27 protein-coding genes, 1 tRNA gene and 1 other RNA gene are annotated in these 26,972 nt (G+C 33.8%); all 29 read right to left on the bottom strand.

Annotation, left to right across the window (positions count from 1 at the left end):
* Positions 1-23: 23 nt before the first annotated feature.
* The 29 genes from TMATH_RS04890 to TMATH_RS04755 all read right to left on the bottom strand — a co-directional run bounded on the left by TMATH_RS04890 (position 24) and on the right by TMATH_RS04755 (position 26,940).
* Positions 24-236 (bottom strand): ABC transporter ATP-binding protein/permease, encoded by a 213-nt coding sequence (locus TMATH_RS04890; RefSeq protein ID WP_003867904.1) that lies wholly within the window; start codon positions 234-236, stop codon positions 24-26.
* 366 nt (positions 237-602) lie between these two features.
* Complete coding sequence (locus tag TMATH_RS04885) at positions 603-851, bottom strand: hypothetical protein (RefSeq protein WP_013150182.1); 249 nt, start codon at positions 849-851, stop codon at positions 603-605.
* 86 nt (positions 852-937) lie between these two features.
* Positions 938-1,013: transfer RNA gene (locus TMATH_RS04880), tRNA-Ala, on the bottom strand.
* An 11-nt stretch (positions 1,014-1,024) separates the two neighbouring features.
* Positions 1,025-1,377, bottom strand: a transfer-messenger RNA (tmRNA) gene (gene ssrA / locus TMATH_RS11590).
* 3 nt (positions 1,378-1,380) lie between these two features.
* Complete coding sequence (gene smpB, locus TMATH_RS04870; RefSeq protein ID WP_013150181.1) at positions 1,381-1,851, bottom strand: SsrA-binding protein SmpB; 471 nt, start codon at positions 1,849-1,851, stop codon at positions 1,381-1,383.
* Between the two features lie 86 nt (positions 1,852-1,937).
* Complete coding sequence (gene rnr / locus TMATH_RS04865) at positions 1,938-4,124, bottom strand: ribonuclease R (protein WP_013150180.1); 2,187 nt, start codon at positions 4,122-4,124, stop codon at positions 1,938-1,940.
* A gap of 9 nt (positions 4,125-4,133) precedes the next feature.
* The gene (locus TMATH_RS04860) at positions 4,134-4,685 is read right to left on the bottom strand and encodes an HD domain-containing protein (protein WP_012995010.1); all 552 of its coding nucleotides are present in this window, start codon (positions 4,683-4,685) and stop codon (positions 4,134-4,136) included.
* Positions 4,686-4,803: 118 nt separating this feature from the next.
* Complete coding sequence (gene ppdK, locus TMATH_RS04855) at positions 4,804-7,437, bottom strand: pyruvate, phosphate dikinase (protein ID WP_013150179.1); 2,634 nt, start codon at positions 7,435-7,437, stop codon at positions 4,804-4,806.
* A complete protein-coding gene (locus tag TMATH_RS04850) occupies positions 7,434-8,246 on the bottom strand; it encodes a pyruvate, water dikinase regulatory protein (RefSeq protein WP_013150178.1) in 813 nt (270 codons plus the stop codon). Before TMATH_RS04850 ends, ppdK begins: the two co-directional genes overlap by 4 nt.
* 462 nt (positions 8,247-8,708) lie before the next feature.
* A complete protein-coding gene (locus tag TMATH_RS04845; RefSeq protein WP_013150177.1) occupies positions 8,709-10,097 on the bottom strand; it encodes a glycine--tRNA ligase in 1,389 nt (462 codons plus the stop codon).
* Positions 10,098-10,205: 108 nt separating this feature from the next.
* Positions 10,206-10,616 carry a DUF4342 domain-containing protein gene (locus TMATH_RS04840; protein WP_012995006.1) on the bottom strand — a complete coding sequence of 137 codons (411 nt, stop codon included), beginning with the start codon at positions 10,614-10,616 and terminating at the stop codon, positions 10,206-10,208.
* A 14-nt stretch (positions 10,617-10,630) separates the two neighbouring features.
* The gene (gene recO, locus TMATH_RS04835) at positions 10,631-11,377 is read right to left on the bottom strand and encodes a DNA repair protein RecO (RefSeq protein WP_013150176.1); all 747 of its coding nucleotides are present in this window, start codon (positions 11,375-11,377) and stop codon (positions 10,631-10,633) included.
* Between the two features lie 6 nt (positions 11,378-11,383).
* Entirely contained in the window at positions 11,384-12,055 is a 672-nt protein-coding gene (deoC, locus tag TMATH_RS04830) for a deoxyribose-phosphate aldolase (RefSeq protein WP_013150175.1), read from the bottom strand.
* 36 nt (positions 12,056-12,091) lie between these two features.
* Positions 12,092-13,000: a GTPase Era gene (era, locus tag TMATH_RS04825; RefSeq protein ID WP_013150174.1), complete on the bottom strand. Its 909-nt coding sequence runs from the start codon at positions 12,998-13,000 to the stop codon at positions 12,092-12,094.
* A gap of 11 nt (positions 13,001-13,011) precedes the next feature.
* Entirely contained in the window at positions 13,012-13,710 is a 699-nt protein-coding gene (locus TMATH_RS04820) for a diacylglycerol kinase (RefSeq protein ID WP_013150173.1), read from the bottom strand.
* 4 nt (positions 13,711-13,714) lie between these two features.
* The gene (gene ybeY / locus TMATH_RS04815) at positions 13,715-14,194 is read right to left on the bottom strand and encodes an rRNA maturation RNase YbeY (RefSeq protein ID WP_013150172.1); all 480 of its coding nucleotides are present in this window, start codon (positions 14,192-14,194) and stop codon (positions 13,715-13,717) included.
* On the bottom strand, positions 14,191-16,257 hold the full coding sequence (locus tag TMATH_RS04810; protein WP_013150171.1) for an HD family phosphohydrolase: 2,067 nt from the start codon (positions 16,255-16,257) through the stop codon (positions 14,191-14,193). The genes ybeY and TMATH_RS04810 overlap by 4 nt, the downstream gene beginning before the upstream one ends.
* Positions 16,258-16,260: 3 nt before the next feature.
* Positions 16,261-17,256, bottom strand: coding sequence for a PhoH family protein (locus TMATH_RS04805; RefSeq protein ID WP_013150170.1), 996 nt, complete (start codon positions 17,254-17,256; stop codon positions 16,261-16,263).
* 5 nt (positions 17,257-17,261) lie between these two features.
* The gene (yqfD, locus tag TMATH_RS04800) at positions 17,262-18,449 is read right to left on the bottom strand and encodes a sporulation protein YqfD (RefSeq protein ID WP_013150169.1); all 1,188 of its coding nucleotides are present in this window, start codon (positions 18,447-18,449) and stop codon (positions 17,262-17,264) included.
* An 11-nt stretch (positions 18,450-18,460) separates the two neighbouring features.
* Entirely contained in the window at positions 18,461-18,730 is a 270-nt protein-coding gene (gene yqfC, locus TMATH_RS04795) for a sporulation protein YqfC (RefSeq protein WP_013150168.1), read from the bottom strand.
* Positions 18,731-18,868: 138 nt separating this feature from the next.
* Positions 18,869-19,312, bottom strand: coding sequence for a GatB/YqeY domain-containing protein (locus TMATH_RS04790; RefSeq protein WP_012994996.1), 444 nt, complete (start codon positions 19,310-19,312; stop codon positions 18,869-18,871).
* A 14-nt stretch (positions 19,313-19,326) separates the two neighbouring features.
* A complete protein-coding gene (gene rpsU / locus TMATH_RS04785; RefSeq protein ID WP_012994995.1) occupies positions 19,327-19,512 on the bottom strand; it encodes a 30S ribosomal protein S21 in 186 nt (61 codons plus the stop codon).
* A gap of 111 nt (positions 19,513-19,623) precedes the next feature.
* A complete protein-coding gene (locus TMATH_RS04780; protein WP_012994994.1) occupies positions 19,624-19,968 on the bottom strand; it encodes a histidine triad nucleotide-binding protein in 345 nt (114 codons plus the stop codon).
* Between the two features lie 36 nt (positions 19,969-20,004).
* Positions 20,005-21,354: a tRNA (N(6)-L-threonylcarbamoyladenosine(37)-C(2))-methylthiotransferase MtaB gene (mtaB, locus tag TMATH_RS04775; protein WP_013150167.1), complete on the bottom strand. Its 1,350-nt coding sequence runs from the start codon at positions 21,352-21,354 to the stop codon at positions 20,005-20,007.
* Positions 21,355-21,554: 200 nt separating this feature from the next.
* Complete coding sequence (locus TMATH_RS04770) at positions 21,555-23,708, bottom strand: glycosyltransferase family 39 protein (protein ID WP_013150166.1); 2,154 nt, start codon at positions 23,706-23,708, stop codon at positions 21,555-21,557.
* Between the two features lie 12 nt (positions 23,709-23,720).
* Positions 23,721-24,140, bottom strand: a complete 420-nt coding sequence (locus TMATH_RS04765; protein ID WP_013150165.1) for a GtrA family protein — start codon at positions 24,138-24,140, stop codon at positions 23,721-23,723.
* A complete protein-coding gene (locus tag TMATH_RS04760; protein WP_013150164.1) occupies positions 24,124-25,089 on the bottom strand; it encodes a glycosyltransferase family 2 protein in 966 nt (321 codons plus the stop codon). Before TMATH_RS04760 ends, TMATH_RS04765 begins: the two co-directional genes overlap by 17 nt.
* Positions 25,090-25,135: 46 nt before the next feature.
* Complete coding sequence (locus tag TMATH_RS12355; protein ID WP_013150163.1) at positions 25,136-25,258, bottom strand: hypothetical protein; 123 nt, start codon at positions 25,256-25,258, stop codon at positions 25,136-25,138.
* 119 nt (positions 25,259-25,377) lie between these two features.
* Positions 25,378-26,940 carry a glycosyltransferase family 39 protein gene (locus TMATH_RS04755; RefSeq protein ID WP_013150162.1) on the bottom strand — a complete coding sequence of 521 codons (1,563 nt, stop codon included), beginning with the start codon at positions 26,938-26,940 and terminating at the stop codon, positions 25,378-25,380.
* Between the last annotated feature and the right edge of the window lie 32 nt (positions 26,941-26,972).

The following is a 26,972-nucleotide window of genomic DNA, read 5'->3' as shown; positions in this document are numbered from 1 at the left end:
CCCTCTGGCAATTTCTCTAACAACTACCCTAATCCTGCTGTCTTCGCTGCTCTTATTACTTCTTCATCCGTGTATTTGTCATTAAATAGAGTTATGTTATCCTTTACTGTGCCATCAAATATAAACACATTCTGATGTAAAAGCGTTATTATCTTAAACAAATCTTTTTTGTCTATTCTCCTTAATTCTATCCCATCCAGTTTTATCTCACCCTCATAGTTTTCGTATTGTTTCAAAAGTAGCTAATTCTATTAGCTCTTTCATTGATGGTATGTATTTTATAAAGCTTGCATAGAAGAAAAATTTTAAATAATACAGATCTACCTGTAAATCCCTTCATATAAAATTCTTTTTTGCAACCTATCCTAGAAATGATAATTATTACAAACGCTTGTAAATGTTTTATCACCTATATCTCCATGTACTTTTGGTTCTCTTTTTTTGCTATTATTATTGTCGTACCACTTTTTTATCATTCACATAAGCTGGAGTTACACTAATATATGTCAATATCCTAAGCAGAAAAGCTATCGTCAATAAAGCTATAGCTTTTTCAATTTTCTCTACCTTCCAAGTGTTCTTTTAATTTTATCCTAACATTCTTACTTCTGCCAGTAAAATGGCAAAATTGTTGTTGAATCTTCCCAATATTTCGCTTTGGCAAAGTTATTCATCTTTTTCTTCATTATTAAACCGTAAGTTACAGAAAGATAAATTTGTAAAATAGTTTCAGGACCAGTAAAATTAACTATTATAGGACTGAAAAAGGGCTTGTTTAAAATAAATTGTCTATCTGCGCTCAGAAGCCCTAGTTCTTCAAAACGTAGTCTGGCCTTTCCCAGGTCTATCATAATCTTGACACCTCCATACGGGCACCAATTAGGCACCAAAAAAGGGTTCTAGTACCTTGCAGGATACCTAGAACCCTTGATTTTTCTGGTGGAGCTGATGGGACTTGAACCCACGACTTCCACAATGCCATTGTGGCGCTCTCCCAACTGAGCTACAGCCCCATATTTATTTTTGGTGGAGGTGCGGGGAGTCGAACCCCGGTCCGAAGGCGTCACAGTAAAAGCTTCTCCGAGCGCAGTCGCTGTTTTAACTTTCCCTCAGCGGTTCTCCCAGCGACAGGATAACCGCCTCGGTAGCTTCATAAGTTCCGGTTTTGCCCCGAAGCCTGAGCAAAACCAGTTCCCCACTCTTTTGGCGCCCAATCCTGAAACGTGGGCATTTCAGGTTGGACGGCTACCTTAAATTAGGCAGCGTAAGCTAATTCTCTGTCTGCGTTTATTTTTACTCCACCGTTTTTACGAGCTGGCGGACAACTCGGCTCGCTACTTTTACCTCGACTGCCCCCGTCGAAACCAATACACCCCCACGTTATATGCCTAATTGTTTTTCTTTAAAGTGCTTTTCTAATTCTCTTTTTGCATCCCTTCTTGCAATATCTTCTCTCTTATCGTAAAGTTTTTTACCTTTCGCTACAGCTAATTCGACTTTGGCAAGGCCTCGTTTTAAATAAAGCTTTGTAGGAATTAAAGTGTAACCTTTCCTTGTCACATAGCCAATTAGTTTATTAATCTCATGTCTATTGAGAAGTAATTTTCTAGTCCTTAAGGGATCTTTATTAAATATATTACCTTTTTCATAAGGACTTATATGCATATTATAAAGATAAACTTCATTGTTTTCAACTCTTGCAAAGCTGTCTTTTAAATTGACTTTCCCCATTCTAATAGATTTAATCTCAGTCCCCGTAAGTGCTATTCCTGCTTCATAAGTCTCTTCAATGAAATAATCATGATAGGCTTTTTTGTTTTGAACAATTATTTTAATCTCTTCTTTCGTCAAATCTTAAGCACCTTCTTTAGGGAAAAATTGCCCTACTTGTGTGTCACAAATAGGGCATCACATCGCTATTATATTATAGCACATTTTTAAATAGTGTCAATATATGTTTCTGCGCTTTTATGCTCCGCTAAACCAATCTCTAAGTTATCTTTTTCCTCTTCTGCTAAAACAAAATCTATTTCTCTTCTATCCACATCTACATGAACAACTTTTACATAAACTTCTTTACCTATAGAATAAACTTTTTTACTTCTTTCACCAATCAAAATATATCTTTCTGGTTCAAAATGGTAATAGTCATCCTCCAAGGAAGCAACATCTACTAACCCTTCCACAGTGTTATCGAGTTCTACAAAGAATCCATAATTTGTAACATTGGAAATTATTCCTTTATAAACATTTCCTATTCTATTTGCCATGTACTCTACTTTCTTTAATTCTTCTATTTCTCTTTCTGCAGTTTCTGCTGCTCTTTCTCTCTCAGAAGATTTTATAGCAATGTCATTTAAAATTCTGTTGTAATGACGTTGTCTTTTTTCTGTTAATCTTCCATTTATGTATTCTTTGATTATCCTGTGAATTATAAGGTCAGGATATCTCCTTATGGGGGAAGTAAAGTGAGTATAATATTGGGTCGCCAAAGCATAATGGCCAATGTCTTCTGGACTGTATCTTGCTCTTTTTAAAGACCTTAAAAGCAAAGTTTCTACAACTCTTTGCTCGCTCTTTCCTCTCACTTGTCTTATTAACTCTTGCAAAGACTTCGGATGTATTTGTCCTCCTTCAATTCCTTTTATATGATAGCCTAAATTGTGAATAAACTTATTAAAAGCAATCAACTTTTCTATATCCGGATGTTCATGAATTCTATAAACAAAAGGTACATTTAACCAATGCATGTGCTCTGCTACCGTTTCATTAGCTGCTAACATAAATTCTTCAATTATCCTATGAGCTATATTCCTTTCGACTTTTACAATATCTATTGGCCTGCCCTTCTCGTCTACTATTACTTTAGCTTCAGGAAAATCAAAATCTACACTACCTCTTCTTTTCCTTTTCTCCAGTAACACTAGAGCTAATTCTTTCATTATTTTAAAATCTTCCAATAAATATTGATACCTCTTTTTTAATTCTTCATGATTTTCTTCTAAAAGTTTGTAAACATTTGTATATGTCATTCTCTCTTTACTTTTTATAATACTTTCAAAAATTTCATGGTCTACAACTTCTCCTTTAGAGTTTATTTTCATTTTAACAGTGAGAGTCAGTCTTTCTTCCTGTGGGTTTAGACTACAAATACCATTAGATAACTTAGGTGGTAACATTGGTATTACTCTATCAATGAAATATACACTGCATCCTCTTTTTAATGCTTCTTTATCTAAATGAGAACCCTCTTTTACGTAATGGCTTACGTCTGCAATACTCACATACAATATATAATTGCCATCCGAAAGTTTTTGTACACATACTGCGTCGTCCAAATCTTTTGCATCTTCTCCATCAATGGTAACAAAATTTAAGTTAGTCAAATCGACTCTTCTTTTTAGCTCTTCTTCAGGAATTTCTGTAGGTATATCTTCTGCTTCTTTTAAAACCTCTTTAGGAAAAACTTCAGGAATATCATATTCCCTTATAATGGACATTACATCTATACCAGGGTCTCCTTTATACCCCAATACTTCTATAATCTCTCCTTCGGGACTTCGTCTTCCTTCAGGCCATTTGGTAATTCTGACAACAACTTTCATACCAGTTTTTGCGCCTTTATCTTCTCCTTTAGGAATAAATATATCTTGGTGAATCTTTTTATTGTCAGGCACCACAAATCCAAAATTTTTGTTTTTTTCATAAGTTCCAACAATAGTCGCATTTGCCCTTTTGAGAATTTTTACAACTTCTCCTTCTTCACTCTTTCCATCAACTCTCTTTGTAACTCTTACCAGAACAGTATCATCATGCATTGCACCATTCATACCACTTACAGGTATGAATATGTCCTTTATATTGCTATCTTCTGGAATTAAAAAACCATAGCCTCTTGAATGAAATTCAATCTTACCTTTGACCAAATCTAATCTTTCGGGAATAGCATATTTGCCTCGTTTTGTTTTAAAAACGAGGCCTTCTTTTTCCATTTCCTTTAATATCGATTCTAAAATATTTCTTTGACTGTAATCTATATCCAAAAATTTCATTATTTCTTCTATCTTAGAAGGTTTATAATTTTCCTCATTCATTAGTTCTAAAAGTTTTTCCTTCACATTCATTTCCATTCCTCACAATCCTATCTGTGGTGCTATTTTTTTCATCTCATTAAGAGCAATCTCTAAAAATTCGTCTAAAGAAATTCCAAATTCTTCACAAGTTTTGATCTGGTCACGATTTGCTCCTTTAGCAAAAGTCTTGTCTTTAAACTTTTTCTTTACCGATTTTAGCTGAACCTCTTCTAATTTTTTAGAAGGCATCACATAAGCTGTTGCAGTAATTAAACCCGATAAAGGATCTACTGCAAAAAGGGCTTTGTCCAGTAGAGATTTTCTCTCAATATCATGAATTTCATTATGGGCCATAACTGCATGTACTATTTCCTCATCAAGACCATGTTCTCTTAAAATTTCTCCACCCTTTATACTGTGTAACTCTGGATTATCTTTAGTTTCCTGGTAGTCTATGTCATGTAATATCCCTGTAACAACCCATCTTTCAACATCTTGTCCTAATCTTTCAGCTAAACCTCCCATTATAGCACCTGTAGCTATCATGTGATTTATCAGAGTCTCATCAGATACGTATTCTTTGACAAGTGCTAAGGCTGTGTTTCTATCCATTTTAATTCCTCCCGGTATTAAAGTTACCAATTTTACTTAATATTATAACATGAATTTTCAAAAAAAATAACTTTAAAATGCTCAAAGGCAGCAAATTGATTTGCTGCCTTCGAAATAATTATTTATTATCGTATTTTATTGCCGCTTGAGCAGCAGCCAACCTTGCAATAGGCACTCTGTATGGGGAACAGGAGACATAATCAAGCCCTATCTTGTGGCAGAATTCAATAGAAGATGGGTCCCCACCGTGCTCGCCACATATACCTACTTCAAGGTCAGGTCTTGTCTGTTTTCCAAGTTTAGTACCCATTTCTACTAACTTGCCAACGCCTTCTTGGTCAAGTTTAGCAAATGGATCAAATTCATATATTTTCTTTTCATAGTAGGTTTCAAGGAACTTGCCAGCGTCATCTCTTGAAAAACCAAAAGTCATCTGAGTCAAATCATTAGTACCAAAGGAGAAGAACTCAGCTTCTTTGGCTATTTGGTCAGCTGTAAGAGCTGCTCTTGGTACCTCTATCATTGTTCCTACAAGGTATTTTATTTCAACATTGTTTTCTTTTATAACTTCGTCAGCTACTTTTACTATTATGTCTTTAAGATATTTAAGCTCTTTAAGTTCACCTACAAGTGGTATCATAATTTGCGGTTTTACGTCTTTGCCTGTTCTCTTTTTGACGTTTATAGCAGCTTCTATTATAGCCCTTGTTTGCATTTCGGCAATTTCTGGATAAGTTACAGCTAATCTACAGCCCCTATGACCTAACATTGGGTTAAACTCTTTTAAGCTTTCTACTGTTGATTTTAGTTCTTCAAAAGTTATACCCATATTTTCTGCAAGTTCTTTAATTTCTTCATCTTTATGTGGTAAAAATTCATGCAATGGTGGATCCAAAAGACGTATAGTAACAGGGAAGTCACCCATCACTTCAAATAAACCTTCAAAGTCAGACCTTTGCATAGGCAACAGTTTTTCTAGTGCTTTTCTCCTTTGTTCTTCTGTCTTTGAAACAATCATTTCTCTCATAGCAGGAATTCTGTCTTCATCAAAGAACATATGCTCTGTCCTGCAAAGACCTATCCCTTCAGCCCCAAACTGAACCGCAACTTTGGCATCTCTTGGTATATCCGCATTAGTTTTCACTTTTAATTTTCTATATTTATCTGCCCACCTCATGAGAGTTGCAAAATCTCCAGTTATTTCAGGTGTAACAGTCTTTATTTCTCCAATATAAACATTACCTGTGCTACCATCTATTGATATGTAGTCTCCCTCATGAACTTCTATATCACCAATTCTCATTACTTTTGCTTGCTCGTCTATCTTCGCATCACCACAACCTACTACGCAAGCTGTACCCATACCTCTTGCCACAACAGCCGCATGAGATGTCATACCGCCACGAGTTGTAAGTATTCCTTGTGCTACAGACATACCTTCAATGTCATCTGGAGATGTCTCTGTTCTTACTAAAATTACTTTTTCTCCTCTTGCTTTTGCAGCTTCTACCGCCTCACCAGCGGTGAAATATACTTTACCAGATGCAGCACCAGGAGATGCAGGCAAACCTTTTGCCACTGGTTTTGCAGCTTTTAGCGCGTTAGGCTCAAAAGTAGGATGTAATAACTGGTCTAATTGCTTGGGATCTACTCTCAAAACTGCTGTCTTTTCATCTATTAAGCCTTCAGCCACTAAATCTACAGCTACTTTCAAAGCTGCCTGAGCAGTTCTCTTTCCGTTTCTTGTCTGCAAGATGTAGAGTTTGCCTTTTTCAATAGTAAACTCTATGTCCTGCATGTCTTTGTAGTGTTTCTCTAATTTTTCAGCAATTTCTACAAACTGGTTATAGACTTCTGGCATAGTCTCTTTCAAAGTTGAAATTGGCTGAGGCGTTCTAATACCTGCAACAACGTCTTCTCCTTGAGCATTCATCAAGAATTCGCCAAATAAAGCTTTTTCACCCGTTGCAGGATTTCTTGTGAAAGCAACGCCTGTACCGGAATCATTGCCCATGTTACCAAATACCATCGATTGAACATTTACTGCTGTACCCCAATCACTTGGTATGTCGTTAAGTCTTCTGTAAACTATTGCCCTTGGATTATCCCAAGACCTAAATACCGCTTTTACAGCTTCTAAAAGTTGTTCTTTTGGATCTTGTGGGAAGTCTACCCCCATTTCTTTTTTGTAAAGTTCTTTAAATCTTTTTACTACTTCTTTGAGGTTTTCAGCTGTTAAATCTGTATCAAATTTTGCACCATTTTCTTCTTTTACTTCGTCTAAAATAGCCTCAAATTTATTCTTATCAATTCCCATTACAACATCTGAGAACATTTGAATAAACCTTCTATAGCTATCATAGGCAAATCTTTCATTGTTTGTAGCTTTAGCAAGGCCTTCTACTGTCTCATCGTTTAAGCCAAGGTTTAAAATAGTATCCATCATACCTGGCATTGAAACTCTCGCACCAGACCTTACCGATACCAATAAAGTATTTGTTGGGTCTCCAAATTTCTTGCGTGTAATCTCTTCTAATTTAGCCATATATTCATATATTTGATCTACAATTTCTGGAGCTATAGTTTTACCATCCTGATAATACCTTGTACAAGCCTCAGTTGTGACTGTAAATCCTTGTGGAACAGGCAAACCTAACTTCGTCATTTCAGCAAGATTTGCACCTTTTCCTCCTAAGAGGTCTCTCATTGAAGCGTCGCCTTCACTAAATAAATACACATACTTTTTACTCATATAGTCTCTCCTCCTTTTAATACGTTTAATATCACATTAGCTGTTTCCTCTACAGCTTTATTTGTAACATCGATTACAGTACACCTTAATTTTTTCATCACCCCCTCAGCATATTTTATCTCTTTTTTAACCCTTTCTTCAGAAGCGTATATAGCATTAGCGTCAAGACCGAGAGATTTTAATCTCTCTTTTCTTATCTTTACCAAAACTTTAGGGTCTATAGTCAACCCAAATATTTTCTTAGGGTTGATTTCAAATAGTTCTTGAGGTGGTTCAATTTCTGGCACTAATGGCAAATTAGCGGCTTTTATGTATTTATGAGCCAGGTACATGCACAAAGGTGTTTTGGATGTTCTAGAAACCCCTATAACAACTACATCTGCCAATAATATACCCATTGCATCTTTGCCATCATCATATTTTACAGCAAATTCTATTACTTCAATCTTTTTTAAATAATCCTCTTTGCTATTTTTTGCTAAATTGGTATGGGGGGATATACCAGTACTATCTTCAATAGCATTTATCACCGGTCCCATTACATCTACTATTTTTATGCCAAATTTCTGTGCTTTTTTAAGAAGATAATCTTTTAATTCTGGAACCACCATAGTATGGATTATAATGCTATTTGCATCATTTGCTGCTTCCATAATAATTTCTTCTATTTGATTTTTATCACCCACATAAGGATATTTTTTTATTTTTTCTATAAAAGTATCAAAATGGGCAGCAGCAATACTCGCAATGTTTTCTGCTGTATCTACATTAGAATCTGAAACCAAGTAAATTGATACTCCTTCTTCCATTCAATAAATCCCCCTAACTTTCCCCAAGCTTTGCAAACAATTAGCTATATTAGTGATCCCTCTTTCTATCACTTCGTACTGCAGCTTCTATTCAGGAAGACTCTCTACCCAGTGCTCCATAATTTTAACCGCTAAATTATACACAAGTTTATTATCATAAGTTGTAACCATGTTAAGCATACGGGTCATAATTATTCCCACCGGGACCTTACGTTTTTCATGAGACAGCGCCGGCTAAAAATCCTCCATTTTTTTATTTTTTATTCTCTTTATATATTTTTTATAAACGTTTTCTATTTGTTTATTACTTTAGTATAATTATATCATAAGTTTATGAGATAACCAACTTTCTTTTTCGTTTATTTTATATTATAACACAGAATATTATGCCTCAAAAGCTAAAAAAATCAGGCAAAAGCCTGATTTTTTCGGTTGTACTTTACATTACCTTCTCTGATTCCCTTAAAAATTTAACCTTTCTTCTAGATATTTCTCTACTTCTTCAATTTTTATTCTCACTTGCTCCATGGTATCTCTATCTCTTATGGTTACACAGTGGTCATTTTCCGAATCAAAGTCATAAGTAATACAGAAAGGCGTGCCTATCTCATCCTGTCTTCTGTACCTTTTACCTATGCTTCCTGTCTCATCGTAATCTACTACAAATTTATTTCTTAACTGGTCATAGAGCTTATAGGCATTTTCTGATAATTTCTTGGATAAGGGAAGCACTGCTGCCTTAATGGGAGCAAGAGCAGGATGAAGCCTTAAAACCACTCTAGTTTCCCCATTTTCTAACTCTTCTTCTTCATACGCATCTATTAAAAATGCCAACATTAACCTATCTACCCCAACAGAAGGCTCAATGCAATATGGTATGTACTTTTCTCCTGTTGCAGGGTCCATATAAGACAAATCAACTCCCGAATGTTCCATATGTTGCCTTAAATCAAAATCTGTTCTATTAGCTATTCCCCACAACTCTCCCCATCCAAAGGGAAAATTATATTCTATGTCTGTGGTTGCAGTACTATAATGAGATAATTCCTCTTTTTTATGGTCTCTAAATCTTAAATTTTCTTTTTTTAAGCCGAATTCTAAAAGCCAATCCATGCAATATTTTCTCCAATAATTAAACCATTCCATATCCTCTCCTGGTTTACAGAAAAATTCTAATTCCATCTGTTCAAATTCTCTCGTTCTAAATATGAAATTACCGGGAGTTATTTCATTTCTAAAAGATTTACCAATTTGTCCTATTCCAAAAGGTATTTTTTTACGAGTTGTTCTTTGAACGTTTTTAAAGTTCACAAAAATCCCCTGTGCAGTTTCTGGTCTTAAATACACTTCTGACTTAGAATCTTCTGTAACCCCTTGATAGGTTTTAAACATGAGATTAAACTTCCTAATATTGGTAAAATTATGGGCACCACATTTTGGGCATGGCACTTTATGCTCTTTTATAAATTCCATCAATTGTTCATTCGTCCAACCTTCAATAGAAATATTTAATTCCTTTTCTTTAATGTAGTCTTCAATCAATTGGTCAGCTCTAAATCTTGATTTGCACTCTTTACAGTCCATTAAAGGATCGCTAAAACTGCTAACATGACCTGATGCAACCCACACTTCTGGATTCATCAAAATAGCAGAATCAATACCTACATTATAAGGGCTTTGTTGAATAAATCTTTTCCACCACATCCTCTTAATATTGGATTTAAGTTCTACGCCTAAAGGTCCATAATCCCAAGTATTAGCAAGTCCTCCGTATATCTCAGACCCTGGAAAAACAAATCCTCTGTTTTTTGCAAGGGCAACTATTTTATCCATTGTAACCTGTTGTGGCATCTATAACACTCCTTTTTCTCTCGCAATTATGCAAAAACCCTTCATCCCTTTTGGGAAGAAAGGTTTTTGACGTTACTTATTTAAGAATACCAAAGAGATAAGTTTCTGTCAATCTTTTTTCTTTTGTTCTTTTAATACGGTTACGCTTTTATCATGTTTTTCAACTTCAATTGTGACATTTGCTAAAAGAGCCACTGCCGCTCCTACTAATGTCAACTGAGGAATTATAACTGCAGAAATAGCACCTGCTGTTACAGGAATCTCTACAATAACTTTGTCATCTTTTTTTATTCTTATTTTTGTAACATTACCTTTTTTAACTAATTCTTTTATTTTGTCTATAACTTCTGAACCGGCAACTGTAAAGGTCTCAATCCAGCTTTTTTTATTCTCTTCTATATATATTAATGCATCTACCACACTGCCACCTGATTTTTCTAATGCTTCTTTTGCTTCTTTATAGCTTACGCCCAACCTCTCTACTATCATATCTATTTTTTCTAATTCTTCATTTGACACATTAAGCCCTCCTTTCACATATTTTGTAATTTGTCAATAAAATCTTTTGATTTTAGCTCTATTTCCAAATGTTCTTTCATATAAGCTGTTATTATTTTATCCACTTCTTCTTTTATAACTCCTGAAACTTTAATATTTTGAAGCTTTTCATAATCTCCTTTAAAAAAATACTTTATAGCTTTTAATGCTACTTCATGCAATGGTCTGGCATCAAAACATTTATTTTTGCAGATTGTACACACTACACCACCGCAAGAATTAGAAAAATATTTTAAATCTTCTCTTTTTCCACAAACAATACAATTATCAAGTTGAGGCATATACCCCAATAAAGAAACTAATTTCAAGTTATAAGAAACAATAAAAATTAAAGGGTCTATTTGTAACTCGTTAACAGCTTTAAAAGAATGTTTTAAAAATTGATATAATTTTTCACTTTTTTGATTTTCCTCTAAAATTTTGTTTACAGTTTCGGAAATGTACGACGCCACAGAAAATTTAACTAAGTCTTTTTCTATATTTTTATGGGATTCTATTAATTCCCATTGGTCAATGTAGTAATAATTTTGTCCTTCAAAAATAACATAATTGGCAACCATAAAAGGCCTTATTGCATTCACAAAACGACTCTTTGATCGTCTTGCCCCTTTTGCTACCGCCCGAAGTTTTCCATAGTTTTTAGTAAAAAGGGTAGCCATTTTGTCTGTTTCACCTATTGAATTATTTTTTAATACTATTGCTTCTGTTTTTAACAAGCGCATTTTTTATCAACTCATTTTTAGTTTATTCCATTCCTCTGCAATCTTAACTCCTGCACTTGCTCCAATGCGATTAGCTCCTGCTTCAATCATCGCCTTAGCATCTTCAGCAGTTCTAACACCACCAGAGGCTTTAACGCCAAAGTTTTTACCAACCGCCTGCCTCATTAATTTTACGTCCTCTACAGTAGCTCCACCTGGTCCAAAACCAGTAGAAGTCTTAACAAAATCAGCACCTGCCTCTTGGGTGAGCTGACACGCTTTTATCTTCTCTTCATCAGTGAGATAACAGGTTTCTAAAATTACTTTTACAACTATATCTCCGTGAGATTTCACCGCTTTTACAACTTCTTCAATTTCTTTTTTCACATAATCATAATTTCCACTTTTTAGCATACTTACATTCAGTACCATATCTATTTCTGTAGCGCCCCTTTTTACTGCATCCACCGCTTCAAAAACTTTGCTTTCAATAGTATTTGCACCCAATGGAAATCCTATAACCGTGCAAACTTTAACATTTGTATTTTTTAACATACTATAGGCAAGGTCTACAAAACAAGGGTTTATACACACAGAAGCAAATCCATACTCTTTTGCCTCACTGCAAAGCTTTTCTATTTCACTTTTTGTCGCATTTGGCTTCAGTAGAGTGTGGTCAATCATTTTTGCTATATTCATAACCATAACCTCCTTTTGTTTCCACTAAATACTTTACTATTCGTAAGTTTTCTTGTCAATGGCATATCCTAATTTCTTTAGTAACGTCGTATTGTCCCTCCATTTTTTTCTCGTCTTAACCCATAGATCGAGAAAAACCTGTTTTTCATAAAATTCTTCCAAATCTTGTCGTGCACTTTGACCTATTTTCTTTAGCATTTGTCCATTTTTACCTATAATAATTCCTTTGTGAGACTCTTTTTCACAGTAAATATATGCTTCAATGTCTACTATATCTTTATCTTCTCTTTCTTTAATAGATTCCACTTCTACATAAACACCGTGAGGTACTTCTTCCTCTAAAAAGTGTAACATCTTCTCTCGAATTATTTCTGCCACTATTAATTTTTCGGGCTGATCTGTTATATAATCTTCCAAATAATATTTGGGACCTTCCGGCAAAAGTGACACAATTTTTTCTTTCAACAAGTCTATGTTTTTATTTTCTATAGCAGAAATAGCCACTACATCTTTAAAAGCATACTCCTTTTTAAAAATTTTTATAGTCTCTTCTATTCTTTCTTCCGGTACCAAATCTATTTTATTGACTACAAGTATAACAGGAGTATCTACTTCTTTTAAATGCTCAATTATATATCTATCTCCAGGTCCTATTTCAGTATCTGGTTCTATCATATACAAAATAAGGTCGACTTCCTTTAATGTTCTTTTAGCTACCTCTATCATAAATTCGCTTAATTTAGATTTAGGTTTATGAATACCAGGAGTATCAACAAAAATAACCTGGTATTCATCTGTCGTCAAAATCCCACGAATAGTATTTCGAGTGGTTTGAGGTTTGGGAGAAGTAATAGCAATCTTTTCTTGCAAAATTGCATTTAAAAGAGTAGATTTACCTACATTAGTTCTGCCAATTAATGCTACAAAACCGGCTTTATAGCCCATATAATCACTCCTTATTTGATTATTTGAAAAATCAACACCGTAATCAAGATTCCAAACAAACCTCCAAAAAATACCTGAGAAAAAGAGTGAATTTTACCTTCTACTCTGCTTTCAGCCACCATAAGAGCAAGTAAAAAGCCTAAAGTAGCAATAAAGGCGTTTGCTGTCATAAAAGTTATAGCTGTCGCAGTAGCGAAAGCAAGAGCACTATGAGCGCTGGGCATTCCTCCCCTCATAGGGGTTCCTTTTTTAAAATGTACCTTTAAAATTATAGTCAAAAAAGCAACAACTAAAAGGCTTGTAACTGTAACATGAATCGGTGACTCTCTAAGCCTTATTAAAATTATTTTTGTCCAAGGGTTTACCCTATCAAAAAATATTAAATAAGCTACAAGAACAGCATTTATTGCAGATATAAGAACTGCTCCTGCAGCGACATTTTTCGCGACTTCAGCCAAGGGATTATAATTTTTAACCATCATGTCAATTGCGGTTTCAATAGCTGTATTTATCATTTCAGAAATTAAAACTAAAGAAATAGTAAACAAAATTGCCACAAATTCTACTTTGGAAAGGTCAAAAAAAAGGCAAAAAAACAATACAAATATTGCTACGGCAAAGTGAACTTTCATGTTCCTTTGAGTTTTAAAAGCATGTAAGATCCCTTCTATCGCATAATTAAAGCTGTCAATCAAATTTCTCGATTTCACAAAATCACCGCCTAATATTAAGCCTCGCCATAATTTCCTCTTCTTTTTGCCTCATAATTTTTCTTTCCTCTTCAGTTTGATGGTCATAACCCAAAAGATGCAGCATGCTGTGAGCAGTCAGATAAGCTACTTCTCTCTCAAAGGAATGGCCATATTCCATTGATTGCTCTAACGCTTTTTCCAAAGAAATAACTATGTCTCCTATTGGCTGTACTTCTTCTGACTCTTGATCTATTTTCTCAATCTTGTCATAAGTCTCTTCAAACTCTGCTAAAGGAAACGACAAAACATCTGTCGGCTTATCTATGCCCCTGTAATATTTATTTAACTTTCTCATCTCCTCATTATCTACAAAGGATACACTTACTTCAACATTATCAATAACCTCTTCTACTTCTAATACAGTTTTTATTACTTTTTCAATCAATTCTTCTAAATTTGCTGCATCGACTTTACTTTGTCTGTTGTCGATTAAAATGTTCATTCTAACACCTCTTTATTTTGATTTGGTTCAATATCAGGATACTCAATTCTTTTGTGAAACATACCTGTTAAAGCAGTCAAAAAAGAATTTTTTATAGTTTTAATATTTTTTAAAGTTAAATCGCTATCTTCTAACTGACCATCGTCTAATCTATCTGCAATGATTTTATCTATCATATTTTTTATGTTTTCCTCAGTAGGTTCAGGAATAGACCTCACAGCTGCTTCTACAGAATCTGCCAACATCAAAATAGCAGACTCTTTAGTAGAAGGCTTTGGACCTGGATATCTGAAAGATTCTTCTTCGCAAGATTCCTCTTCATTTTGTAAAGCCTTAGTATAAAAATATTTCACCAAAGAAGTACCATGGTGTTCTTTTATTAAATCAATGATTTGTTGAGGAAGCTTATACTTTTTAGCTAGCTCCACTCCATCTTTTACATGAGAAATTATTACTAATGTACTTAAATCAGGAGAGATTTTATCATGTAAATTTTCTCCTGAAAGCTGGTTCTCTTTGAAAAAATAAGGTCTTTTAATTTTACCTATATCATGATAATAAGCTCCTACTCTAACCAATAAACTGTTAGCTCCAATAGCATCAGAAGCAGCTTCTGCAAGATTTGCCACTACCATGCTGTGGTGATAAGTCCCAGGAGCATCCATCATAAGTCTTTTTAGGAGCGGGTTATTTGGGTTTGATAGTTCCAAAAGTTTTAAAGGAGTTAGAATATCAAAAACTGTTTCCCAAAAAGGTAAAGTACCAATCACCAAAATTATACTAAAAGTCCCACTAACAATCCCCCATAAACTACTTTTTAATACAGAAATTATATCATTGCTATTTAAAAGCCCTATCCCTACAATGCTTACAAGATTTACACCACTAACGTAAAGGCCTGCTTTAACAAAGTCTAAACGTTGTTTAGGATGAGAAAGTTTTACTGCACCAATCAACCCTCCTAGCAATGACATAAAAATAAATTCTTGGTTAAACCCCACCATCAAGCCTACTAAAAGAGAATAAATTATGTCTATCATAATGGCAATATAAGGATCTATTAAAACAGAAATTAACATAGGCAAAGTAGCTGAGGGAATTAAAAGGGGTTCAATCTCTTTAAAGGCAACGACCAATAAAAGATAAAAAATACCTGTTAAACACAACAATTCCATGTAGATTTTTTTGGTAGTAATCTTTTTGTCCAATTTTATAATATAATACATTGATAGAAACAGTGACAAGCCTAATATCAAAAGCAAACCTATTATCATTCCATAATCAATTTTACTACTACTCTTTAAAAGGCCCAAGGATTTTAAAACTTCGATTTGTTGTTGTGTCACTACCTCTCCACTGACCACAATGTTTTGCCCTTTTTTATACATAACTGGCTGTACTTTTTCTTCTGCTTCTTTTTTAGCAAGGTTTGTCTCATAGGCATTGTATATCATATTAGGAACAATAACAGAAGATAAAACCTTAATTGCTACTGGTTTTACTTCTGCAGAAATATCAGAACTTTCTACAACACTTTCAGCATCTTCTAAAACAGTAGGTAAAGTATCTTCCGTAATCTGCCTTGCCATAATCGCTTTTTCAGTCGACAACACAACCGATTCCATGTTTATAAGAGTATTATCATCTATTTCTAAAAGCAAAGTTATATCATCCTCTTCCAAACCAATTGGACTTATAGCTTTAAAGTCTTGCAACTTTTTTTCTTCTGCTTCTTGAGATTTGCGTATTTCTCTCAATTTATTGAAAAAATCAACTAGCTTACTATAAGATTCTTTTGCAATATTTTCATTGTAATCATATTTAGGATTTACCGCATTTACTGCTTCTTGTATCTTTTTTTGAGTAGCTATTATATCCACTACATCTTTAGGTGCCTTTATATCTTGGGTTGCTACATCCCCTGCCTTAAGGTCAAATTTAGGAGGCGTTACACTAGTATAAACTAAGGCATAAGAGAAAATAAAATAAAAAACAGCAAAAAAAATGATTATTAATCGCTCATTTTTAATTATATTTTTTATATGTTTGTCCAATTTTTTCATAAATTATTCCCCTCGCTCCGGGATTTCTGATTTGTTTTCCTCCTTATTCTTCTCATAAATTTCATAAGCTTTTATAATTTTAGCTACAAGAGGATGTCTTATCACATCTTCTTCAGAAAGCATTACAAACTCTATGCCTTCTATTCCTTTTAATATTTCCATAACCTCTTTCAAGCCAGATTTTTTCCCTCGTGGCAAATCTATTTGAGTTACGTCACCAGTTATAACAGCTTTAGAGCCAAAGCCTATACGTGTCAAAAACATTTTCATCTGTTCGGGAGTGGTATTTTGAGCCTCATCGAGTATTATAAAAGAATCGTCTAAAGTTCTACCTCTCATATAAGCTAGTGGTGCTACCTCAATTAAGCCTTTCTCCATGTACTTTTGGAAAACCTCTGCTCCTAAAATGTCGTAAAGAGCATCGTATAAAGGTCTTAAATAAGGGTCAACTTTTTCTTGCAAATCTCCTGGCAGAAAACCTAACTTTTCTCCTGCTTCAACAGCCGGCCTTGTTAAAATTATACGGCCTACTTCTTTGTTTTTCATGGCTGTAATAGCCATTGCCATAGCCAAATAGGTCTTGCCTGTACCGGCAGGTCCTATTCCAAATACAATCTGATTTTTTCTCATAGCTTCTACATACTTCATTTGCCCATAAGTTTTGCACCGTATCTGTTTGCCTCTTGCTGTTATACAAACAATATCAGACATTAAAGATTTTAGTTTTTCTTCTTCTCCTGCCTCAATCATATTCATAGTGTATAAAACATTTTGAGTAGTAATCACATCTCCTTTTTCAATCATGCCCATCAACTTGTTAAAAAGTTTATTCGCAGACTCCACGTTTTTTTCTTCCCCCGTTATCTTAATAGTTCCTCCTCTTAACACTATCTTGACGTCCAATCCCTCTTCTATTAACTTAATATTTTCATCAAAGTTCCCAAATAAATTGGCAGCTTGATCTATATCCTCAATATTGATAGCCAATTCCTTAATCAATTTAGTCAGTTTTCCCCTCCTATATAAGAAATTTTTTCTTTCATTCCTATATCCTCTAAAACTTCTACAGTAATATTGGCCCTTAATATTTTATCCTGTATAATCACATAACTTTCTTTTTTGTTTAGTATTTTACTTTGAGGTCCTAAAACTTTCTCCAACTCTTTTAATGCTTTTTCAAAAGCGACATTTTTTGCTTCCTCTCTAGATAAAACAATAGTTTTAGGCTTAGTTTCGTAATACACTTCTTTTATTATTCTAATTGGAAAACCTTTTGATATTATCTCTTTTTCCTCTTTTTCAAAATTCTTAAAGTCTACTTTTTTAGGCGATATAGTTATAGTATTATTGCCAAATATTATTTTTGTAACGGTTATCTTGTTGTTTGTCCTTTCAAAGACTTCTTTTTTTAGCTCTGCGTCAGCATAAACTTCATACCATGTCCTTGCAATAATTTGACCATCAGCATGCACAAATCTTGTCTCTAGTCCTGGCTTTTCAATTATACCTGTAACAATTATATCTCCCGCTTTTACTGTATCTCCAACTTTTTTTATCGCTTCCCCTTCTAAAACCGTCATCTTATAAATTATACCATCTTTTTTAGCTATTATATTGCAAGGTTCATCTTTTGACAATACTTCTTGAGGTTTTGTTTTACCTACAACTTTTACAAAAGCATTAGTACCCTTTATATTTATTCCTACCCAGGATATATCATTGTTCTGTAATAAAAATTCGGTCTCTATTTTATTGACATCTATAGCAAATTTAGAAACCCCTGGCTTCAACCCCAAGTGTGAAAGCTTTTCTAAAACCATTTTTTCATTTACATTGTTGACGGTCTCTATATTAATTTCCCATATAAAAGTAGAAAATACATAAATCAGTATAATAGAAACTACCGCCCCAAAAACCAATGATTTTCTTCTTTTTAATCGCGAAATTACAAAGGGCAATCCTCTTTTAGAAATCACTGAAACACGACAGCTAGTTTTTTTCGCAAAAGACACTATTTCCTTAAAACCTTTTAAACTTACTTTTGCAACTACAGTTGTATAATTTTTCCGCTCAATATCCCAAATATAGACATCATTTACCATTATAAGATTTAAAAATTTTTCAATTGACAAACCTTCAATTTTAATAATAACATATCCTTTTATAAAATTCCATAATTTTATTGCAATCAAAAATACTCCTCCTATACCAATATTTCTATATTTGTTATTTCCCCGCTAATAGTTATGACCTCTGTCATTATAGAATTCACTATCATTTTTTTACCTAATATTCTAACAACACCTATTGTCGTATTCACCCTAATCCTTTCAGGAATATACTCAATAATTCCCTTGTGGTTTTCTATGGTAACATGGTTTTTACCTATCAAAGTTACTTTAGGGAGATTAAGCAGTACCTCTTTTGGAAAGTCTATTGCATTTACAAGTTCGTTTTTTATCCCATCTCTCATAGCGTAGCCTCCCTTCTTTTAAAATTTTATGAGAAATAAATTAAAAAAATTCTCTCCCTTTTTAATAGGCAACAGTTCTCTGGTATGGAGGATAAAATTACTAAAGGACTTGACACCTGATGGTATCAAGTCCTTTGTTTACTGTAAATATTTATTTACTATCTCTTTTACGAGGTTGCCATCTGCTCTCCCTTTTACCATTGGCATTACTTTTCCCATTACTTTTCCTATATCGCTTTTGGTTTTAGCACCCGTTTCTTCTATAACTTTTTTCACTATTTCCTCTATTTCCTCTTCGGATAGCTGCTTCGGTAAATAAGAAAGCATAATCTCAATTTCTTTTCTGGCTTTATCTACTAAGTCTTGCCTTCCACTTTTTTCGTAATCCGGCAATACTTCTTTTCTTTGTTTTATCTCCTTAGAAATTACATTAATTACCCCTTGGTCATCCAATTCTTTTTGAGTATCTTTTTCAACTTGGAGAATGGCAGCTCTTACCATGCTTAAAATATTCTTTTTAAAATTATCTTTCTTTTTCATAGCTTCTACCATGTCTTTGTATATTCGCTCTTTTAGGGTCATGGCAAGCACTTCCTTTATTTATTATATTTATATTTTCTTTTTCTTGCTGCTTCAGATTTCTTTTTACGTTTTACACTGGGACTCTCGTAATGCTCTCTTTTGCGAAGCTCTGATAAAACGCCTGCTTTAGAACATTGACGCCTAAATCTTCTCAGAGCATTGTCCAAGGATTCGTTTTCGCCGACTCTTACTTCAGCCACTACTCTCCCTCCCTCCAGATAAACTGCTCAAACTAAGCTGCGTATTTTGCTGCGATGTATTGCTTAAAATTCTCATTTTATTATACTCCTAAACCCATAATGTGTCAATGATTAACCTGGTGGCCAAGTCATAAATCTACCGCCTAAAAGATGAAAATGTATGTGATATACTGTTTGTCCCCCATCATTTCCACAGTTTGATACAATTCTATAACCTTTTTCGTCAATGCCCTCACTTTTTGCCAATTCTTTTGCTACCATATAGGCATGAGATACTACATGTTTGTTATTTTCATTTAAATCTAACAATGTAGGTATATGTTCTTTTGGCACAATGAGGATATGTACAGGTGCCTGGGGGTTAATGTCACGAAAAGCTACTACTAAATTATCTTCATAAACTATATTGGAAGATATCTCTTTATTTATAATTTTACAAAAAATACAATCTGACATCTTATCACCTCCTTTTCTTATATTCTACACGTCTGGTTAAATTCCTTCAATTTCTCCAATTAAGAAATTATCTTTTCTTTCCTTTATTTTTACTGGATAAATCTCATTTCTAAGTAACTTTATATCCCCTTTGACAGCTACACTTAAATAATTATCAGTCAAGCCTTCTACGTAACCCTTCATATTCTTAACAGGTTGTTCAAAAAGGACTTCCAAAGTTTTCCCTATAAAACTCTCCATAAATTTATATTCACACCTCTTAGACAATTCTATAAGCTTTTTACTCCTATCTTCTTTTATATGATTTGCCACTTGATTTGGGAAGCTATAAGCTCTTGTACCTTTTCTCCTTGAATATTTAAAAACATGCATTTTACTAAAGCAAATCTCTTCCACAAATTTGTAAGTCTCGAGAAACTCCTCTTCAGTCTCCCCAGGAAATCCCACCATCACATCTGTAGTTATCGCCACATCCTTGATGTATTTTCTCAACCTATCAATTACACTTTTATACTCCTTTGTAGTATACCTTCTTCCCATTCTTTTTAAGGTTTCATCACACCCACTTTGAAGGGATACATGATAATGCCTACACATCTTAGGCAACTTAGCTATTTCTTTTACAAATTCTTCCGTTAAAAAGACAGGCTCAATAGAACTCAGTCTTATCCGTTTTATGCCATCTATTTCATGAATTCTCTTTATAATGTCCAAAAGCCCAATATTTTTTAAATCCTTGCCATAGGAAGCTATGTGTATACCAGTAAGTACAATTTCTTTATACCCTGAATCAGCAAACCTTTTTACTTCCTCTAATATTTTTTCAGGCTCTCTACTTCTTACAGGTCCCCTAGCGTAAGGAATTATACAGTAAGTACAGTATTGATTGCAGCCGTCTTGAATCTTTACATATGCCCTTGTCCTTTCTGTATAGGCTGTCACCTCAAACTCTTCATATTCTTTTTGAGTCATTATATTATTTACCACACTCAACTTTTGATGTTTTTGTGTAAATTCTTCTACTAATTCCACTATTTTGTCTTTATTTTTGGTACCAATCGCTATATCCACTTCCGGAAGAGAAAAAACGTCTTTTGGACTTACTTGTACATAGCAGCCAACAGCTACTACCACCGCATTAGGATTTTTCTTTCTAGCTTTTCGTATCTCCTGCCTTGACTTCATATCACTTCTATTTGTTACAGTACAAGTGTTTATTACATAAACATCCGCTTTTTCGTCAAAATCAACTACTTCATAACCAGCTTTTTTAAAAAGCTCAGCCATGACTTCTGTCTCATATTGATTTACCTTACAGCCTAAAGTGTAAAAAGCCACAGCTTTTTTATGACCATTTCTTTTAAGAGATAAATCTACTCTTGTCACTTTTTAAGTGCTCCTCCTATTAAATCTTTTCTTCATATTATATCACATAAAAAGCACTTTCAGGAACTTTTATTTTTTCTGGAAGCCGTTGGCGTTGGAATTGTTTCATTAAATCAAGGAATCCCTTTTATTATACGGAATTCCTTGGGCTTTGTCTGCAGTCTGAAATGGCTACATTATTATAGCCATTTCAGAATATATCAATCGTTAATGTTAACCCCCTTTAGATCGTACAGTTGCCCAAAACTTCTATCATTAAAACCGCCAATATTAGGATTGCCTAAATTTGAATTTACATTATTTTCTACTTGATTTTGCTGATTATACGTCGTATTGGTATCACTCCACTCACTTTTCGAAACAACCTTGCCATTTTGTTGAACCCAATTCATTATTTCACTGTTTGAACCATTTCCTCTTCCATTTACTAGTACATATCTTACTTCACCTTTTTTGACTAACTGCTTAAATTGGTCTAAAGTCAGTATATTGTCAGTACCAGAAAAGCCTCCCAGTGCCATTACAGGTTCACCAGTTTTAATTATTATGTCTTCTGCATCCTGCGCTGAAGCAACAACAAGCAAATATTTTGCATTTCCTTTGTTCTTTTGTAAGAAACTTATTAATTTCTCATTAGAATTATCAACAGTAGTAGAGTCAAGATTTCTACCCTCTCTATTGTAGGCAAGGTCTAAACCGGCTGATGGGAAAGTCCCTGACATTGGATAAAATATGGTAGTCGCTGACCAAATTGTAGGAGCTACTAAAAGGCCTGCAAAAGCAGCAACAACCAGCACCTTCCTTAGCTTCATGTTTTTACTTTTTACTAAATTTAAAATAATAAGTATAGCTGCTGAGGCAAAGCATAAAACAGACAATACTATCATTATTATCTTAGGAATATTCGACATATTATAATGATACGACAATATTAAAATCTGAACTAAGCCGTTTATAATGAGGGCAACAGGTAAAATCCATGAAGTCCATCCACCTGTTTTATAAGATTGCCACATTGACACAAGACCAATGCCAACAAGTGCTGCAATTGGTGGTGCAAGCATGGTTAAATAATATGGATGGAATAAACCTGTTGAATAGCTAAAATACAGGAAAACCGGCAATAGCCATGAAATCCAAAATATCAATGATAATTTTTCTTTATTATCAAAAGGCCTTTTTAATTTTGTGTTTATAGAGGCTGATATAAATCCAAATATTGCAATAGGGAATAGCCATATTATCTGATCAGAAAGGCTATTGTTGGAAAATAGCCTGGTTATGCTAGCTTTTTCTTGGCCTCCAAAAGTTCCGCCCATTCCTCCTGCACGTTGCTGTATATTTCTTCCCTTATTGGCTGGTGGCATCATGTTGTTTTGACCATCCAGGCCGAAATTATTCTGCGGCGGATTGTATCCGTCAAATTGTTTGCCAAACATATCTTGCCCATATTGGTTTGGTATTTGAGGAATAGGAGCAAAATTGCTATCTCTATCATTAATTGGAGGCTGACCCTGCCTATCAGAAATTCTTATGCGGTTCGCACCGCTTGGAAAACCGCTATTTCCAATTCCTAGCCTTTCAAGGCCGTTATGGCCTATTATGAGTTCCATTACTGTATTGTTGGTGCTGCTTCCTACGTAAGGTCTATCCTCTTTAGGTACTAGGTCCACAATTATCGCCCACGACAAAGAAATTAAAAGTAAAACGACTGTAGCAATAGCCAACTGGGACATCCTTTTTTTAATAGGTACTGCAGAAGAAATAATATACGTAAAATACAAAGCTGGAATGATCATATATGCCTGCAACATTTTTATATTAAAGCCAATGCCGACTAAGGCAAAGCTTAAAAGAAGATATCTCAACTTACCTTTTTCCGCGGCTTTAAGCAAAAACAAAGAAGCTAAAAGCAAGGTTAAAACAAGCAAGTTATCTATCGTATTATTTCTGCTATCTGCTACAAAAACAGGCGTTACTGCGAGGGATAAAGCCGCAATGAGCCCTGCTGTGCCGCCAAAACTTTTTTTTACGATAACATATATCAAGGCTACTGAAATAACCCCGGCAAAGGCTTGAGGAAAAATTAAGCTCCATCCCCTGAAACCAAATATTTTGGCAGAAATTGCCTGAATCCAAAAACCTAACGGCGGTTTGTCAACTGATACAAACCCAGCCGGATCAAAAGACACAAAGAAAAAATTTTTTAAGCTCATGGTCATGCTTTTTACAGCAGCAGCATAATACTTGTTTCCATATCCTTCTATACTTAAATTAGTAAAATTTAATACTGTCGACAAAGTTAAAATTAGTAATAATGTACACATCTCCTTCGAAATTTTTATTTTCCTCACCAGTAATTCCTCCTAACTAAATACCCATAACTTATATAAAAGAAAGTTTATCACTTGGGCTATAAGGGTAACAATTATTTTAGATATATACACATTTAATTGCAGATTTTTGACTAAATAATCAATAGTTAACATTGTAATCACAAGAGAAATTAAATTCGATACTAGAAACTTTACAAATTCCCAAAATATCTTATTATTAGCATTTTTTACTTCAAAAGTCCACTTTCTATTTAATACAAAACTGTTTATCACTCCACAACTATATCCTATAGCTTGACTAAAAACGTAATTCACTCCAATTATTTTGTAGAATACGGTAAACACGAAAAAATCTATTAAAGTATTGGTTATTCCTACTGTTCCAAAGCGACTTATATGTTTTAATTTTCCATTATAAATGTAATCTATCAGTTCAGATATTCTTTCCATATTCCTCTGGTATCTCCTTGTAATTTAATATACTTTCAATTATATATAGGGGCCTGCCCCTACTTTCATCCATAATCCTTCCTATATACTCTCCTATTATGCCAATCCACCCTAATATCAATCCAAACATAGCAATATTAACTGCTAAAATAAACCCTAAACTTAATATTTCTTCATCGCTAATTATATTTTTCAGAAAGATTACTATCGTCGAAATTATGCCAACTAGTGTTGCTATTCCTCCCACAAGACTAGCAAAAGTCAAAGGTTTGTAGGAAAATGAAGTTATTCCGTCAATAGCTAATTTTATCATCTTTTTTAAAGGATACTTGCTTTCTCCAGCAAATCTCTCTTGTCGTATAAATTCCACAGCTGTCTGCTTAAAACCAGCCCAGCTAACAAGTCCCCTTATATATCTATTCCTTTCTGGAAGCGACGATAACACATTGCACACTTTGCGATCTATAAGTCTAAAGTCACCTGCATCCACGGGTATATCAATATTTGTCATAAATTTTAATAATCTATAAAATGCTTTCGCTGTAAACTTCTTAAAAAAGGATTCCCCTTCTCTTTTGACTCTTTTGCCATATACTACATCATAGCCTTCTTTCCACTTTTTTATCATTTCAATCATTATTTCTGGAGGATCTTGCAAATCCGCATCAATTACAATAACAGCATCTCCTGATGACAATTTCATTCCCGCTGTTATTGCAGCTTGGTGTCCAAAATTGCGGGAAAAATTTATAAGTTTTACATTTTTGTCTCTATTGCATATTTGTTCTGCCTTACTTCTTGTCCTATCTTTGCTTCCATCATTTACAAAAATAATTTCGTAGCTTTCATTAGTTGAGTCCATGACAGATTTTATTCTTTTATAACTTTCTTCAATCACCAATTCTTCATTGTAGACAGGCACTACCACAGAATAGACGGTTTTACTCATTATCTTGAATACCTCCTTAACTAGTTGTAAATACTTTGTCTCCTACCTACTCTCTATTTACAAAAATGCTAAATAGATCTAAAAAAGCCTTCAATTTAGTCTTTTTGTCATTTTGAGTAATGACTATACGTGGTACCATCGAATTTTGACTATATAAATATTCCAACATTAAAATTCACCTCTTAACTTGTCATTCCAAATGATATTTCAAATTTTTAAAAGAGTTAACTTTATATTCTAAAGCATACTTAGTAATTGTCATATTAGTATCAAATAAATATGTGAAGTTTATGGGATTATATCATTGACAGTTGTCGCAGGTGTTTTATTTTTAATGGTGCTATCCAGCAAAATTTTGATAAGATAAATGAACAATGCTATGTTCAAAAGCGAAATAACTACCAGCAAAAAATTATATGGTATGTTATTTATGCCCTTTAATGTTTGAAGCAAGACGTAATAGGTATTTACAAAGACAGTAGCAGTAAACCCACCCGCCAATACCAGAAATCTTTTGTCTTTAAGATATACAAAAGCTAACACTGCTAAAGCAATTGCTGGAAACAAATATCTTTCATGCATGCTAGTAGAAAAAGTAAACACCCCTGCTATCTGTACAACAGCTATAGCAAAAACATATAAATTGCTGTTTGCTTTAGCATAAATAAACCACGAAAGGAGGGTAATTGTAACTATAAAAATCATTCCCCAAGTATGATAATTGAATATAAAAAGGACAGAAGTATCTTTCACATAATTCGCACCAAGTAAACCGAAAAAGTTAAACGCGTTAACAGAAGCGTAAGGATATTCTGATATGGTACTTAAAAATAATCTAAAAATCCACAACACATCTCCATTTGAAGAAAATGGAAGAATAATAACTACAGCTGTCACTAAAGCAGAAAGTATTACTTTTATATAAGTCTTGAGATTTTTTTCCCTTATTAACTCGAAAAAAAGCACTGGCAAGAAAACTATTCCTTGTGGTTTCATTAGTACAGCCCCTGTAAACGCGGTAGAAGATAGTACATATTTTTTTTGTGATAAAAAAAGCAGTGCCACTACAACCAGTAAAGTAAAGAAGGAATCTACTTGTCCCCATATTGCTGAATTGGTAAAAACTGCCGGGTTAAACGCATAAAATGTAGACGTAAAAATAGCAATTGTTGGAGAAAGATGTTTTTTAGCCAATTTATAAATAAGAAAGGCTGTAACAATATCAGCTATTATTGAAGGCAATTTTAACAATATTGTATAATAATTTTCTAAAGCCAGAATGCTTACAACTTTACCAATAAGAAAAAGGATGTAAATATAAAATGGAGGATAATCACAGGAAGTTGTATTTTTGTAAAATTTAAACAGGTCATTTGCTGCAGATGTTGCCCAACTTTTAAAAAGGTTTATGTCACCCGGATGACCTTCTATTAATGTTGTTAATGAAATGCGGAAAAATAAACCTATACAAAGCAAAATAATTACTAGTCTCATCTCATTATCTAGTCTGACCTTTGTATTTTTATGTATGAAAAAGTAGTAATAAGTAATAAAAAGAAATAGGAAAATCATTGAATATATGCCAATTGGTAGAGTGTATTTAAAAATAGAACTCATGTTCATGTTGGACATTTTCCTGCCTTGAGGATGTACAGGTTGCATTGGATTTAAATTCGGAAATTGATTTTTGTCCATTTGACTTCTGCTGTCCATAGGCGGCATAAAATGTTCAGTAGCCTTTTGATGCGATATTATATTATTGCTATATTCCCAGGTGGTATAAATGCATAAAAAAATCGATAATCCCAAAATCAAAATCAGGCTAATTTTAAATATCTGCTTTTTAGACATTATCTATACTCCTTTCCCTAAAACATTAAAAA

The sequence above is a fragment of the Thermoanaerobacter mathranii subsp. mathranii str. A3 genome, assembly GCF_000092965.1.
Classification (GTDB): domain Bacteria; phylum Bacillota; class Thermoanaerobacteria; order Thermoanaerobacterales; family Thermoanaerobacteraceae; genus Thermoanaerobacter; species Thermoanaerobacter thermocopriae.
Note: the sequence above shows the minus strand (reverse complement) of the source record. Positions and strands in the feature narration are given on the sequence as shown.